We start from the raw sequence: 13,964 nt of genomic DNA, 5'->3' as shown, positions 1-13,964 counted from the left end.
CGTGAGTTGGCCGATCCACTCCGGGAGGGTTTCGAGCCTTGTGCCGCTGAGGTTGAGGGTGGTGAGGTTCGTGAGTTGGCCGATCCACTCCGGGACGTTTTCCAGCCTCGCGCCGCTGAGGTTGAGGGTGGTCATCGAGGTGAGCGTGCCCAGCGAGTCTGGCAAAGCCTCTGCGTCTACATCCCGGAGGTCGAGGGCGGTCACGGTTGGCACCCGAGAGATGTGCGGGATGAGCCTGGCTAGCTCGTCACCGCTCAGGAGAAGGTCATTGAGAGCTAGCTCCTCAGATCCACCAAGACGGACCGATTCGATTCTTTGTTCGGCTTCGCGGAGTTCCTGACTATCCATAAGCCAAGAGTAGTTTGAAGCGGCTCAAGTTTTCTCTGGTTCTGATTTCCAGGGTCTCCGTGGAGACAGGTTGCAAGACATCTATGTGGAATGATCACTTCAGTTATAGGTGGCAAGCCCTTCGGTGTGGGTCGACCTCGCGAAAGTCGGTGGAGCGGCTTTGGGGTGGCGCTGCTTTGGCGCGAGTGATCATGGCCCCGTAAGCTTCCGGCGCGTCGGGCAGTCTGTGGACCTGCCCGTTAAAGCACGACGTTGGGGTCATGATCTTCGAGGCTCGCGCCAAAGTGGCTCCGTAAAGCCGTGGAGCCGACCGCCCCAGCCACGGCGTACCCCCTTCTCTGGCATCAGGTGGCTGCATGCTTTGAGCGCGGCCCGGGCGCTGGCCGGGCTGGAGCGGGGCGGAGACAGGAGCGCAGGCCCGGCCGGGGGCCAGGCCGCGCGCGGGGAGCGGAGCGAGCCGCCTTGAACCAGTAAAGAAGGTTGTTACTCAGGACTCGGCTGGGATGCGCCACAGCGGTGCTTCGTACTGCTCCGGGCGCCTGCTGAGCAGGAGGGCTCTGAGGTCTTGGCGCTGCTTGCCGTTGAGGCCGAGGGCTTCGGTGATCCTGCGGAACGTCGTGTGGGTGATGCCACGGTCGCGGACCTTGGCCTCGAACTGGTCGAGCTGGCGGAGCACGGTTTCAGGGGCGAGCTCCTGTTCCGGCTTGCTGCTGAGCCAACTAGCCTTGTTGCGCTCGTAGTCGATCTCCGAGTATCCGCAGATTTCCCGGCTGTGCTGTTCCGCCTTGGCGAGGGTCTCGGTTGCGAGGATGGCGCGCGCCAGTTCGTTGCGGTTGAGGGCGTCGTCCAGGTCTGCTTCGTGGACAGCGGGGCCATCGTCAGTGAGTGGGACAGGCAGGCCGGCGTCTCTGACCTCGCAGAGGCCGCGTACCCCGCGGGCTGTGGCTGCCAGCATCGCCGTCGCCTCGGACGGGTGCCACTCCAGGACCGAGCTGATCGGTTCGACGTGCTCAGCCATGAGCGTCAGCGTTGGCGCGCCCATTCGATCGGCCAGAAGCTCGGCCGGGAGCTCTCCGTCCAAGCCGGGACCAGCGACCAAGAGCCGCACAGGCGCGCCTACTTGGCAGCACGCGGCCAGCGTGAGGGCGTCGCCTAGCGGGCTGCGGAGAGTGGGTTCGTCGCCCTTGGCGAGGATGTCGCCGCCCACGTCCAGGAGGTCGATGGACTCAGGGGCCAAATGCTCGATGAGCTCTTCGAGCTGGCGGGTGATGCCCTCGACGCCGTGCATGGGGTCGATCAGGGCAAAGGTGTGGGGGAGTTCCGCTGCCAGGCGAGGCAGTGTCGAGCCGGCGGGGGCGACGGGCTTCGCGTCGGCGGGGACGGTCCAGACGCTTCGCGTGAGGGGGCGTAGGCCCGTGAAGTTCTCCGGCCCTCGGGGGCCTGGCACCGGGTCGATCAGGAGGCGGTCCCACGCGTAGGTGAGGATCATCGCCGGGCTGTCGTCACCCCCGTAGAGGGCTGCGTCGAGCATTGCGGCGGCGACTGCGTCGCCCCCTCCTCCGGCTGCCACCATCAAGCGGGTCACCCTCGCAGCGTACGGGTTCCCCTGCTGGCCACTCACCCTATAGTGGCTACTGGTCATAGCCACTTAGGGAGGGGCTCCGATGCCGCAGATCGAAGAGACCCAGCCCAAGTACCTCCAGATCGCGCACCACATCCGCGATCAGATCCTGCGAGGCGACTTGAGGCCTGGCGACGAGGTTCCCTCGGAACGTCAACTGGCCGCGGACTGGAGCGTTTCACGTCCTACGGCGGCCCGGTCGCTGGAGGCTCTGAGTCATCAGGGGCTCGTGGAGAAGCGCCAGGGGTCGGGCACTTACGTGCGGGGCCTCGCGGTGAATCGGCGCGCTCGGGAGCTCTACGGCCGCGCCAAGCAGACCGGCAAGATCTACACCCCTGGCGAGTACGCGGTCATCACTTCCGCCGGCTGGCTGGAGGCTCCCGACTATGTGGCCGAGGCGCTGAGTCTGGCAATTGGGGCCCGGGCCGTTCACCGTCGCCGCGTCACCAAGAATGAGTCGGGCCCCATTACCATCTCTACCTCGTGGTTTGGTGCCGATGTCGGTGAGCGGGCGCCCAAGCTCTGTGATCCTGACCGGATCCAGGAGGGGACGCTCATGTACGTCGAGAGCGTCACAGGTCGCCAGGGCAGCTACGCCGAAGACCGGATGTGTGCCCGCCTGGCGACCGAGGGCGAGGCTGCCGATCTCGAACTTGAGCCCGGAGAAGCTGTCTTGATTGTCCATCACGTGGTGTATGACATGCAGGATCGGCCTCTTGAGTTCGCCGAGGCCACATACCCGCCTGGGCGTTGGGCGTTCGAGCAGGGCTACCCGATCAGCTAGAAAACCGCGCCTCTCTGGGTGAACCGCTTGTGGCTTCGAGTGGCTAATGCCACTATCCAGTAAGTGGCTAAGGCCACTTAGCCGGAAGGGGGCACGGACGTGAGTCAGGAGTGCGGGGAGTTACGGCAGGTCTCGCCGGAAGCGGTCTGCCGTGGATGTCGGGGGCGAGGGTGGAAGCATGTTGGCTCCCGCTCCTCCCTGGCGCTCTCCGCCGCTGATGCTCGCGTCCGTGCCATGTCCAAGCGGCGCTGTCTCGACTGCGACGGCACCGGTAGGGAGTAGTGGCGCTCATGGCGGATGCGCGTGAAGAGTCCGAAGCCGCGGTTGCCGGACCATCGCCGATCGGGGGCATGACCCTCTATCCCGTGCCCGAGTCGGTGGCTCGGGCCAGGCGGTGGTTCCGGAAGTTCACCGCCCCGTACAACCTGGCCTGTCCGATCGACGACTGCGTCCTGATGCTCTCCGAGCTGGTGACGAACGCGATCCTGTACGGGGAATCCGAAGAGCCCTGGCGGGTCCGGGTCGAGTGGTCGCGCCTGGGGGAGTCCCTTCGGGTCGACGTCCACAACCCGGGCTTCCCGGCGGACGTCCGGCTTCGCAGTCCCAGAGCCAATGACGCGCACGGCCGTGGGCTCTGCCTTGTGAACGCGCTGGCGGACTCCTGGGCGGCCGGCCCCAGCCGCTTCGGTGGGACCGTCGTGTGGTTCCAGATCGACGATGCGTGGAAGCCGTGAGTCGATTCCGCTCCATGGCGCCTGCGTGTCTGCGGGTGTTCAGTACCCACTCACGTGAGTAGGCTGGTTGACAGGTTGACTTGGCGGATTCTCACTAGGCGGGGCTATGGCGTACGAGGTGGCTGCACCCAAGTATGTGCGCCTGGCGCAGACGCTCCAGGGGCGTATCGAGGATGGTACGTACCCGCCGGGGAGCCGGGTCCCGAGTGAAAATCAGCTGGTTCAAGCCTTCGGGATGTCCCGGCCTACTGTCGTCCGCGCGCTAGAGCTGCTGAAGCGGGACGGCTGGCTGGAGTCCCGGCAGGGGTTCGGCACCATCGTCCGCGGGCGGCCGGAAGTCGTTGAGCAGAAGGATCGGCGGGGACGTGACGCGCTGGAGCGCGACGAATCCTCGGTCCAGGGTCGGTTCGTCCAGGTCGATCAGGTCCCCGTGCCGCCGAGGGTCGCGTCCCTCCTCGGCGTGCCCAAGCAGACAAGGGTCCTGGTTCGGCGGCTTCTGGTGGAGCGGGACGGTGAGCCGGTTGAGCTCTCCTCGTCCTACTTCTCGGCCGGCCTGGCCGAAGGGACCGAACTCTCCGTCCCGTCTCCACTGCGTGAGGGGCAGCGTGCTCACCTGGAAGCGCGCAAGAAGGTGCGCTTTGATCACGTAACCGAACGCGTCTCGGCCCGGCTGCCCAGCCGGGAAGAGGCTGACCTCTTGGCGATGCCTCAAGAGGTGCCAGTGCTGAGCGTGTTGGTCGTTGCGTGTGATGTTGCCGGGCAGGCTTTGCAGGTCACGGATGTTCTCCTTCCTGCCGATCGGCAGGAACTTGAAGACACGTACCGGCTCGGCTGAGTCCAACTAGCACCAAAGGTTGGGTATTTGATGCTCTGCGACTCCGGGCGGTAGGCCACTCAAGCCACTTGACAAGTCAACCTGGCTTCCTTAACTTCGGACTTGCTAAGTCAACCTGTCAGGTCGTCTGACGGGTGCCTGCGAAGGAGAAGTTCTGTGCGTGCAATCCGAGTTGAGACCTCGTCCGCGACGATCCTGCTGACCGAGGCGCCTGAGCCGAAGGTCAAGGACCGGCAGACGGGCGAGATCGCCAAGGACGCGGTGAGTGGGGAAGCGCTGATGAAGGTCGGCGTCGTCTACATCGACGAGGGGGAGTCGTCGCTCATCGCGGTGACCGTCCCGGAGAGCGGGATCACGGACGGCCTGGCTGTCGGAGCTCCGGTCTCCCTGCCCGGCCTCGTCGCCCGCCCCTGGGAGAGCGTCTTCAGCGGCCAGGCTCGCCACGGCATTGCCTATCGGGCGGCCGCGGTGGTCCCGGGTGCCTTCCCGGCCGGACAGGAGAACTGATCTCGTGTCCGAGCTCATGACGCTGGCCGAGCTGGGTGGACCCCTCGCCTTATTGGGCGGGGCGATCTACGCCAGGAAGGCACACCCGTCGGTCTACTGGGCCACCGTCGGGCTGCCCTCGTCGGTGGCCCGGCTGGTCGGCTCGTACAGCTCGACCATGGACGCGTGCGGGCTGACGGTTCAGCCATCCCGACTGCGGGCGCTGGCCGTGCGGGCCACCACGCGCCGCGAGGTCCGGCCGGTGCCGCCGCGCCGGGGGCTGATCCGTCCCACTTCCACGGGGCTGCGGGTCCGGCTTCGGCTCGCTCCCGGCCAGGAGCCGGCGGACGTGGCTTCCTCGTCCGAGCGGCTGCGGCACGCCTGGGGCGTTCACGCGGTCCACGTCCGCGAGATCAAGCCCGGCGTGGTCGAGCTGCGGTTGGTTGGGTTCGACGTGCTGCGCGACGTGAAGATGCCGCGCCGTGCGGGAGGTGACCTTCTTGCCGTGCCGGTGGCTCTGCGGGAGGACGCGACCGTGTTCGTCCGCGACTACCGGTCCGTTCCTCACGAACTCGTCCTCGGCGCGACTCTGTCAGGGAAGTCGATGTTCCTCCGCAACCTGCTGACGGGGCTCGCCGTTCAGCCGGTCGCGCTGGTCGGCATCGACTGCAAGCGAGGCGTGGAGCTCGCGCCGTTCGCTCCGCGGCTGTCGGCGTTGGCCACCGACTCCGACGAGGCTGCCGAGCTGTTGCCCGTCCTCGTCAAGGAAATGGAGGACCGCTACGACCTGATCAAGGACCGTCAGGGCATCGCGCCCGGCACGCCGGACGAGGAGCTCACCTCCGACGTATGGGGGCTACCGGACGACGAACGGCCGCCGGCCATCGTGCTGTTCGTCGACGAGGTGGCCGAACTCTTCCTCGTGGCGAGCCGCAAGGACGAGGAACGGCGCGACGAGATGGTGACCCAGCTGATCCGACTCGCCCAGCTCGGGCGGGCCGCGGGCATCTACCTGGAGATCTGCGGACAGCGCTTCGGCGCCGAGCTGGGCAAGGGCGCCACCATGCTGCGCGCCCAACTCAGCGGACGCGTCTGCCACCGCGTCAACGACGAAGCCTCGGCGAAGATGGCCCTCGGCGACATCGCCCCCGAGGCGGTCGGCGTCGCCTCCACCATTCCGGCGGAACGGCCCGGCCTGTCCGTGGCCGGTGACACCTCCGGCGGATGGGCGCGCATGCGCACCCCTTATCTGTCGCTGACCGACGCTGCGGCCATCTGCCGCGAGGCGGCCGACCTCGCACCCGACGTACCGGCCCTGTCTCCGTTCCGTCCGCGCTCTCTCACCTCGTCCGCCCTCTCTCCGATCGCGGTGACCGAACCGCGTCCGGCGACCGGCTGACTCGCCTGCCCAACGGCCGGCGCGACCGACTCGCGCCAAGTCCCTACCCCTGCCATGCCCGAAACCGAACGAGAGGACGTGATCAGGGTGGCCGAGCACTCCTCGTCGCGCACCCTTGCGGCCCGCGTGGACGCCGTACTGATCCAAGCGCTCATTGCCGCGGCCTTGTCCTTCGCCCACCTCCATGACCTGGCGGTCGCCGCCGGGCAGGACGGCTGGAAGGCGTGGGCCTACCCGGTGAGCGTGGACCTGCTCTTGGTGGCCGCCTGGAAGCGACTGCGCACCGGAGACGCCAAAGCCTCCGGGTGGGCCTGGTTCCTCGTCGCGCTCGCCGCCAGTCTCGGGGCCAACATCGCCACGGCCGGGCTCCTCGACCTCGACCACGTTCCCTCATGGCTCCGGATCGCCGTGGCCGGGTGGCCGGCTGTCGCCTTCCTCGGCGGCACGCTGCTCGCGCACAGCCCCACCGATCCGACTCCGGACACGCCGGAACCGCACGAAGCGTCGACGGACGACACGGCGCAACAGGGGCCGACCCCAGCCACTGTATCCCGGCCTGTCCCCGCTGTTCCGCGGCCCGCGCTCGCCGCTCCGCCGACAGATCGGCTCCCGGCCGCGCTCGTCGACCACGCGCGAAAGGTCGCCGCCGAGCACCGCACCCGAACCGGTGCGCCCATCGACACCGACACCCTCCGAGCCCGTCTCGGCGTCCCGGGCCCACTCGCCGAAGTCATCGCCGCCCAACTCACCTGACCCCAGGAGAACTTCCGCCCATGCGCCCGTCCACGCTCCGCGCGCTCAACCGCGCCGCCGAGCTGACCCGTCAGAACCGCCTCACCGAAGCAATGCTCATCGCCGAACCCGTGATCCTCGTCGCCGACGACATCGAGGGCGAGGAGATCCGGCGGTGGCTGCTCGACCACGTCGCCGACTTCACCGGCGAGAACCACGAGATCCCGAAGGAGCTGCCCTGATGCCCGCCAACCCCCGCTTCCGCCGAGTGATCCGCACCGGACCCGTCCAGGTCGCCACGTACTACGACGGCCGGGGCCGCGAGAAGCACACCGCCGCCTGCACGGCACCGCGCTGCGGCTTCTCGACCGACTACGACAGCCGCGCCGCCGCCGAACTGGCGGCCCGCACCCACCGCTGCTCGGGCCGCTGAGGAGACCGCCGTGACCCTCAGCCTGCCTCTCGTCTTCGTCCTCGGCGTCATCGCCTGGGCCGCGATCAAGTTCCTCGGTGTCCGGATGTGGGTGGCCGTCGTGATCGCCCTGTTCGGCTTCCTGCTCTCTCAGACCTTCCTCGCCCCGGCCATCGAGTCCGGCACCCGCTCCGGGGTCGACGTCGTCGACGGCACCCGTCACTGAAGGGGGAACCACCATGCTGCTGCGCCCGAAGATGCCCGATGCCGCTCCGCTACCGATCGCACAGACGCCGGCTCGACCGGCCGAGCATCACCACGCCCCGGCGGCCTGCTCCTGCGCTCACGCCCCGATGGCGTCCGCCGGCCGCTCGGTCTCGCCCTTTGTCGGCCGTGGGGCGAGTGCTGTTGCTGCGGTCCTCGTCGTCGGCGTCGTGCTGACCGCGCTCCTGGCCACGGTCGCCATCACGGCCGTCTCCGTCTCCATCGCGGCCCTGGTGCTGCGCTCCCTGCTCAACAGCGCGCCCAAGCGCTGACCAGCCTGCCGGGCGGCCTCGATACCGCCAAGCATCCCGCCGCCCCGGCAGGCGCGGACCTCCCGACCGAAACCGAAAGGACAGTTCCCATTACTACCGGACGCGTTCCGCCCCCGGTCAAAGAGCTGGGCGCGCTCGTCTCCCTGGGGGGCATGCCCACCCTCGTCAAACAACTCCGCGGCATCGGCGGTTGTACACAGCCTGTGCGCTTGGACGGCCACCGCGTTGAGCACGCGGTCGATACCCGAACCGGCGAGATCGGCCGCGTTCTCCACCGCCTCGACTCGGCCTCGCTCCCAGCCGGCAACCTCCTCGTACGCTGTAACAACCGCCGGGCGACCCGCTGCCCGGCCTGCGCGGAGACCTACCGCCGGGACACCTTCCACTTGATCACCGCCGGGCTGCGGGGCGGCAAAGGCACTCCCGTCGGCGTCACTCGTCACCCGAAGGTGTTCGCCACCTTCACCGCTCCCAGCTTCGGCTCCGTCCACAACCGGCCCACGGACCGCCGTGGCACCGTCCGCGCCTGCCGCTGCGGACTCCTCCACGAGGCCGACGACGAATCGCTCGGCACACCCCTGGACCCGACGACGTACGACTACGAGGGCGCCGTTCTGTGGAACGCGCACGCCGGAATGCTCTGGCGGCGCTTCTCCATCTACCTCCGCCGGGAGATAGCCAAGCGGGCCGGCCTCACCCAGCGGGACTTCGCGGACTTCGCCAGGGTCTCCTTCGCCAAGGTCGCCGAATACCAGAAGCGCGGCGCGGTCCACTTCCACGCCGTCATCCGCATTGACGGCCCTGAGGGCGGCGACACCCCGCCTCCGGATTGGGCTACGGCCGAGCTGCTCGCGGACGCGATAGGCGCCGCTGCTGCTCACTGCCGAGTCGATGGCCCCGTTGTCGACGGACGCCCGCACGCGTTCGCCTTCGGCAAGCAAATCGACGTGCGCGCGATTCGCTCCGCCGACTTCGACGGTGGCCAGGAGCTGACCGAGCGGGCCGTGGCCTCGTACATCGCCAAGTACGCCACCAAGGGCGCCGAGACTGCCACGGGAGCTCTCGACCGCCCGCTGAAGTTCCTTGCCGAACTCGCCCAGCTCGACATCACCGGCCACGCCCGTCGGCTGATCCGAACGGCCTGGACTCTTGGGGCCCGCAAGGAGTTAGAGGAACTTCGACTCCGGGCCTGGGCCCACATGCTCGGCTTCCGCGGCCACTTCTCCACCAAGTCCCGCCGCTACTCCACCACCCTCGGCGCCCTCCGCACCGCCCGCGCCGAGTGGCGTCGCGCGCAAGCCGCAGTGATCACCGAAGACGAGCCGGACACGACTCTCGTTCTTTCGCACTGGGTCTTTGCCGGAATCGGTCTGTCCTCCGCCGAAGCCTGGCTCGCCGCATCCCTCGAACCCGCCCTCGGCACGGAAGGAGAACCGACGTGAACCCGCAGCGCGATGAGCTAATGACCGTGCGCCAGGTCCTGAACGAGCTGGGTGGGGTCTCTCGCCGGACGTTCTACCGCTGGCGCGAGCTGGGGCACGGGCCGGCCGCGTTCAAGCTGCCCAACGGGGAGCTCCGGGTGTGGCGGAGTGACTTCTCCACGTGGCTGCGAGAGCTGGAGGCCGCGGCGTGAAGTCTCTCGACGTGAAGGTCTGGGCCGTACGGAAGCGGGATACGAAGACGCCCTCGTACGGCGTGCGGTGGTCTGTGGCGGGCAACGTCTTCTCCGACTCGTTCCGCACGAAGGCACTCGCCGATCACTACCGCTCGAAGCTGATGCGGGCGATGCGTGACGGTGAGGAGTTCGACAGGGCATCCGGGCTTCCAGACTCGATGGAACCGAAGAAGTCGGCTGTGTCCTGGTACGACTTCGCCCTCCGGTACCTCGCCATGAAATGGCCCCACGCTGCCCCCAACACGCGCAATGGCATCAACGAATCGCTCACCAGCGTGACCGTGGAGCTCCTCGACGAGCGGGCCGGACGGCCGTCCGATCAGGCCATCCGCCAGGCGCTCCGCAACTGGGCCTTCGTCCTGCCGGGGCCTGATGACCGAGACGTACCGGACGACGTGCGGAACGTCCTTCACTGGGTGTCGAAGGCATCGCGACCGCTGACCGATCTGGCTGAACCGGCTACGGCGCGTGCGGTGCTGGACTCGCTGAAGCTCAAGCTCGACGGCACGGCTGCAGCAGCCGAGACCGTACGGCGTAAGCGGCGGACCCTCGTCAACGCTGCCAACTACGCGGTCGACCTGGGGGAGCTGCGCGAGAACCCGATCACCGCTGTCCGCTGGCAGAAGCCGAAGGTCTCCAACCAGGTCGACCCTCGCGTCGTCGCGAACCCCGAGCAGGCTCGGAATCTCCTGGCGGCAGTCTCCTACGTGGGTGGCTACCGGCGGGCCCGTGGTCGGCGTTTGGTGGGTCTGTTCGCTGCGATGTACTTCGGCGGTCTCCGGCCGGCTGAAGCGGTCGGCCTCGTCGAGACAGACCTGAACCTCCCCGAACAGGGGTGGGGATCGGCGCTGCTTCACCGGACTCGTCCGTCGGTCGGCAAGCAGTGGACCGATTCGGGCGAGACCCACGACGACCGCGGTCTGAAGAACCGGCCGGTCGAGGACGTCAGACGGGTGCCGATCCCGCCTCACCTCGTCGCCGCATTCCGTGAGCACCTGGGCACCTTCGGCACGGCGGACGACGGACGGCTCTTCTTCAGCGAGAAGGGCTCGGTCGTCCCGTCCTCGACCTACTACCGCGTGTGGCAGGAGGCTCGGCTCATCGCGCTCCCGCCGTCCGCCGCGGCCTCGCCGCTCGCGAGCCGCCCGTACGATCTGCGGCACTCGGCGCTGTCGACGTGGCTCAATGCCGGTGTCGATCCGACCGAGGTGGCCGAGCGCGCCGGCAACAGCGTCGAGGTCCTGCTGACCCGCTACGCGAAGTGCCTCGACGGGCGGCAGGACGTCGCCAACCGGCGTATCGAGGATCTGCTGCGCGAGTACGAGTGAGACACCCCGCACCCCACCGAGGCCCCGGGCAACTTGTCCGGGGTCTCTCTCGTCATGAGCCCTACCTGCTGCGACGCTTCGAGCCGAGAGCGGACGAGGGGGACTCTTGGAGCTGAAGGTCACGCGCTGGAAGCGGTACGGACATGACCGCCTGTATGCGAACCTGCCTGATGGCACGGCGGTCGGCTGGGCGGATGTGAAGACGGGGGAGATCACGGTCCTGGTCGCCGAGTATCGCGACGACGTGATCGTCGTGCTGACAGACCACTTACGGAACAACCCCGAACCGGTCCCGCCACACAAGACGCCCAGGACGCCCGAGGCTGAGGCGTCCCCGTTGCTGCCGCCTCTGACGGCGGCCGACGACCTGTCCGCCAACCGTCCCGGCGAGTCTTTGCTCGATAAATCCGGGCCAGGCCTGATCAAGCGAGTCGTCTTACAGCTCCTGCGGCGCCCCGCCGAATGGGACTCCTGGCGGAAGGGCCTTGCGGGGGAGCAGAGGGTGGGAGCCGAGCTGAACCGCTTGGCACGGCACGGCTGGCGCGTCCTGCACTCCATCCCTCTGGGCCACGAGGTGGATGTCGATCACTTGCTGATTGGTCCCGGTGGCGTTTTCAGCATCAATACGAAGCACCACCACAAAAGGGCTGTCTGGGTCGGCGATGACTCCGTGAAGGTCGATCACGGAAAGCCGGCGCCCTACGCGCGCAAGAGCCGGGCGGAAGCCAATCGAGTAGGCCGAGTGCTTGAGCACTATTGCGGCTTCTCTGTACCGGTGGAGCCGGTGCTCGTCTTCGTCGGCGTGACCGATCTCAAGGTGGTCGCGACACAGCTGAGCGTGCGCGTGTACAAGGAGCGTGAGGTGGCGGCGCTGGCGCCGCTCTCAGGGGTGTTGACGGCTGAGCAGGTAGAGCAGGTGTACGGCGTCGCACGCCATCGACAGGCCTGGAGCCAGGCCTTCCCAAGGGCGACATGACTTTTGCTCGTGTTTGAGGTCTGTGGCGCGATACCCGGGAGCCTCGTTGCCTGCCAGGCCTGTTAATCGGGCCTGATGGCTTGAGCCTGTTCGGAGACGAGTTGCCGCTCAAGACTCCTGCGCTCTGTGTCGAGCACAATGAGCATCCGCGTACGGGTGTGCTCGAAGTTAGGTTCGACCTCGACGCCGACGTCATGGCGCAGGGTGACCCGCAACAGGTACACCCCGTCGGACATTGGGCCGCTGAACCAAGCTTTGGCACGGTTGTACGACTCGGCTGGGGCAGGGCTGCTCGGCAGCTGCTTGACGACGGAGTATCCGACTCCGAGCGCCCTGTTGAGAGTCGAGGCAACCTCGTGAACATCCTTCGGCAGCGCCATCTGCGCCGAAGAGTATTGCTCCAACCAAGCGTCCTTGGCGGTTTCCAGGACTGCTGGCTCGATGCTTTCACCGCGCTCAGCTGCTCGGACGGAGTCTCGGGCTGCGACTCGGTAAGCGCGCGCCGTGGTGTTCAGGCGGGCGTAGAGATCCCGTCTGGCTTCCTGCGCTCGGTCGTGACGGTCTTCTGCTCGTTCCCTATCCGCACGCTGGTTCTGCTCCCGGGTGACGCGTTGGCTGAGCAGTGCCCCGCCCAGGGTTCCGCCCAGTGTTCCTCCGACGCCGATAAGCGCGACTGCAAGCGTGGTCACGTCCACGAGATCCCCCACCTCGTCCGATCGTCTGTCCGCTGGCGGCGGTCGAAGACGGCGCGACAGCACCGAGCAACGCTCAGGCTTCCCACCCGCGGCGCCATCCAATGCCGGGATGACGATAGCGAGCGGCGCAGCTGCTTGGCTTCGATGCGCGGCGTCACCTGCGGCAACGCCCCAAGATCCCGTCCACGCCTCGTCCACAGACCCCGACATACGGCCGCTCCGCGCCGCATACGGCTGCACATACGCGAAGACCCCGGCCTCAGCGTTTCCGCTGGTGACGGGGTCTTTGGGCACCTCATACAGGGTGCCCCCGGCAGGATTCGAACCTGCGCACACGGCTCCGGAGGCCGTTGCTCTATCCCCTGAGCTACGGGGGCGTGTCGGGCGCGGTGTTCGCGGCGACGGGTAGAACCCTACCAGCTCTTTCGGGGGTGATTGCCACGGGTTTTGGTGGTCGGAGGCGTCGTGTTGTGAGGGGTGGGGTGGGCAGGCCGGGCGTGTCCAGGCGGGCCGGCCGGGGGAGGGGCGCGGGTCCCGCAGGGGGTGGAAGTCGGGAAAACCCGGACGCGGCGGTGGGCGCGGACCTACTCTCGAGTTGTGCCAGGCGCGTCCGGCCGGGTGCTTGTTGTGGACGACAACAAGGTCATCCGGCAGCTGATCAGGGTCAACCTCGAACTGGAGGGTCTCGAGGTCGTGACCGCGGCCGACGGTGCCGAATGTCTGGACGTCATTCATCAGGTGCGGCCCGACGTCGTCACTCTCGATGTCGTGATGCCCCGGCTCGACGGGCTCCGGACCGCCGCCCGCCTCCGTGCCGACCCCCGCACGCGGAACGTGCCCCTCGCCATCGTCAGCGCCTGCACCCAGCACGAGGTCGAAAGCGGTCTCGACGTCGGTGTCGACGCCTTTCTCGCGAAGCCGTTCGAACCGTCCGAACTCGTACGGCTCGTGAGGCAGTTGATGGATCGGCGTGAGCTCGACCGCGAGCGTGCCAAGAGCGCGGGGAGCCGCGAGGGGGGTGCGGGAAGTCGTGAGGGCAGCTCGTCCGACCCGTCCTTCGAGGACTCCTCCTTCGACGCAGATCCCTTCGGCGCGCGTCCCTTCGACGACGCCTTCGACGCGGGCAGCGGGCCCGATGCCGGCCGCGGCCTCGACGAAACCGAGCGCGCCGGACGAGCCGGGCACTGACCAAGGGCTTCGGTTGTCCTGAACAGCGCCCCGTCCCGTCCCGTCCTGTCCTGTCCTGATCACTGTTCCTTGTTCTGATCAGCGGCGTCGTCTCGATCAGCGGCGTCGTCTCGATCATCGCCGGTGACCCCGGTGACCCCGGTGACCCCGGTGACCCCGGTGACCCCGGTGACCCCGGTGACCCCGGTGACCCCGGTGACCCCGGTGACCCCGGT

The 13,964-nt window shown here is 67.9% G+C and carries 18 protein-coding genes and 1 tRNA gene; 15 read left to right on the top strand and 4 right to left on the bottom strand.

The features are described from left to right. Positions 1-348: leucine-rich repeat domain-containing protein (locus tag H305_RS0142670; protein WP_199791546.1), on the bottom strand; the 348-nt coding region annotated here is incomplete at its 3' end. Between the two features lie 487 nt (positions 349-835). Then, positions 836-1,879 carry a DUF1152 domain-containing protein gene (locus H305_RS0142665; RefSeq protein WP_028805818.1) on the bottom strand — a complete coding sequence of 348 codons (1,044 nt, stop codon included), beginning with the start codon at positions 1,877-1,879 and terminating at the stop codon, positions 836-838. 133 nt (positions 1,880-2,012) lie between these two features. Here H305_RS0142665 and H305_RS0142660 point away from each other — a divergent pair, with 133 nt between their 5' ends. The 14 genes from H305_RS0142660 to H305_RS48895 all read left to right on the top strand — a co-directional run bounded on the left by H305_RS0142660 (position 2,013) and on the right by H305_RS48895 (position 11,866). Then, the gene (locus tag H305_RS0142660) at positions 2,013-2,753 is read left to right on the top strand and encodes a GntR family transcriptional regulator (protein ID WP_028805817.1); all 741 of its coding nucleotides are present in this window, start codon (positions 2,013-2,015) and stop codon (positions 2,751-2,753) included. 350 nt (positions 2,754-3,103) lie between these two features. After that, the gene (locus H305_RS0142655) at positions 3,104-3,487 is read left to right on the top strand and encodes an ATP-binding protein (RefSeq protein ID WP_078629538.1); all 384 of its coding nucleotides are present in this window, start codon (positions 3,104-3,106) and stop codon (positions 3,485-3,487) included. Between the two features lie 106 nt (positions 3,488-3,593). Then, positions 3,594-4,322, top strand: coding sequence for a GntR family transcriptional regulator (locus tag H305_RS0142650; RefSeq protein ID WP_028805815.1), 729 nt, complete (start codon positions 3,594-3,596; stop codon positions 4,320-4,322). Positions 4,323-4,478: 156 nt separating this feature from the next. After that, positions 4,479-4,829: a hypothetical protein gene (locus tag H305_RS0142645; protein WP_028805814.1), complete on the top strand. Its 351-nt coding sequence runs from the start codon at positions 4,479-4,481 to the stop codon at positions 4,827-4,829. A 4-nt stretch (positions 4,830-4,833) separates the two neighbouring features. After that, on the top strand, positions 4,834-6,207 hold the full coding sequence (locus tag H305_RS0142640) for an FtsK/SpoIIIE domain-containing protein (protein ID WP_028805813.1): 1,374 nt from the start codon (positions 4,834-4,836) through the stop codon (positions 6,205-6,207). A gap of 54 nt (positions 6,208-6,261) precedes the next feature. Next, a complete protein-coding gene (locus H305_RS0142635) occupies positions 6,262-6,960 on the top strand; it encodes a DUF2637 domain-containing protein (RefSeq protein WP_051371596.1) in 699 nt (232 codons plus the stop codon). Positions 6,961-6,980: 20 nt separating this feature from the next. Beyond that, on the top strand, positions 6,981-7,181 hold the full coding sequence (locus H305_RS0142630) for a hypothetical protein (protein ID WP_028805811.1): 201 nt from the start codon (positions 6,981-6,983) through the stop codon (positions 7,179-7,181). Then, positions 7,181-7,372 (top strand): mobile element transfer protein, encoded by a 192-nt coding sequence (locus H305_RS0142625; protein ID WP_028805810.1) that lies wholly within the window; start codon positions 7,181-7,183, stop codon positions 7,370-7,372. Before H305_RS0142630 ends, H305_RS0142625 begins: the two co-directional genes overlap by 1 nt. Before the next feature lie 10 nt (positions 7,373-7,382). Beyond that, positions 7,383-7,577, top strand: a complete 195-nt coding sequence (locus H305_RS0142620; RefSeq protein WP_028805809.1) for a hypothetical protein — start codon at positions 7,383-7,385, stop codon at positions 7,575-7,577. Positions 7,578-7,590: 13 nt separating this feature from the next. Next, complete coding sequence (locus tag H305_RS0142615) at positions 7,591-7,887, top strand: hypothetical protein (protein ID WP_028805808.1); 297 nt, start codon at positions 7,591-7,593, stop codon at positions 7,885-7,887. A gap of 152 nt (positions 7,888-8,039) precedes the next feature. Further along, a complete protein-coding gene (locus H305_RS0142610) occupies positions 8,040-9,329 on the top strand; it encodes a replication initiator (protein WP_028805807.1) in 1,290 nt (429 codons plus the stop codon). A gap of 20 nt (positions 9,330-9,349) precedes the next feature. Continuing rightward, complete coding sequence (locus tag H305_RS0142605; protein WP_028805806.1) at positions 9,350-9,520, top strand: helix-turn-helix transcriptional regulator; 171 nt, start codon at positions 9,350-9,352, stop codon at positions 9,518-9,520. Next, the gene (locus H305_RS0142600) at positions 9,517-10,890 is read left to right on the top strand and encodes a tyrosine-type recombinase/integrase (RefSeq protein WP_028805805.1); all 1,374 of its coding nucleotides are present in this window, start codon (positions 9,517-9,519) and stop codon (positions 10,888-10,890) included. Before H305_RS0142605 ends, H305_RS0142600 begins: the two co-directional genes overlap by 4 nt. A 106-nt stretch (positions 10,891-10,996) precedes the next feature. Continuing rightward, positions 10,997-11,866, top strand: a complete 870-nt coding sequence (locus H305_RS48895; protein ID WP_037767299.1) for a nuclease-related domain-containing protein — start codon at positions 10,997-10,999, stop codon at positions 11,864-11,866. A gap of 62 nt (positions 11,867-11,928) precedes the next feature. Here H305_RS48895 and H305_RS0142590 read toward each other — a convergent pair whose 3' ends face one another. Both H305_RS0142590 and H305_RS0142585 read right to left on the bottom strand, forming a co-directional pair. Further along, the gene (locus tag H305_RS0142590; RefSeq protein WP_234021444.1) at positions 11,929-12,561 is read right to left on the bottom strand and encodes a hypothetical protein; all 633 of its coding nucleotides are present in this window, start codon (positions 12,559-12,561) and stop codon (positions 11,929-11,931) included. Positions 12,562-12,866: 305 nt separating this feature from the next. Then, positions 12,867-12,938 (bottom strand) — tRNA-Arg (locus tag H305_RS0142585). A 166-nt stretch (positions 12,939-13,104) separates the two neighbouring features. Between H305_RS0142585 and H305_RS55565 the strand changes: the two genes are divergently transcribed. After that, positions 13,105-13,749 carry a response regulator gene (locus tag H305_RS55565; RefSeq protein ID WP_420708216.1) on the top strand — a complete coding sequence of 215 codons (645 nt, stop codon included), beginning with the start codon at positions 13,105-13,107 and terminating at the stop codon, positions 13,747-13,749. Positions 13,750-13,964 lie beyond the last annotated feature (215 nt).

Origin of the sequence: Streptomyces sp. 142MFCol3.1 (genome assembly GCF_000424945.1) — a bacterium.
Classification (GTDB): domain Bacteria; phylum Actinomycetota; class Actinomycetes; order Streptomycetales; family Streptomycetaceae; genus Streptomyces; species Streptomyces siamensis.
Note: the sequence above shows the minus strand (reverse complement) of the source record. Positions and strands in the feature narration are given on the sequence as shown.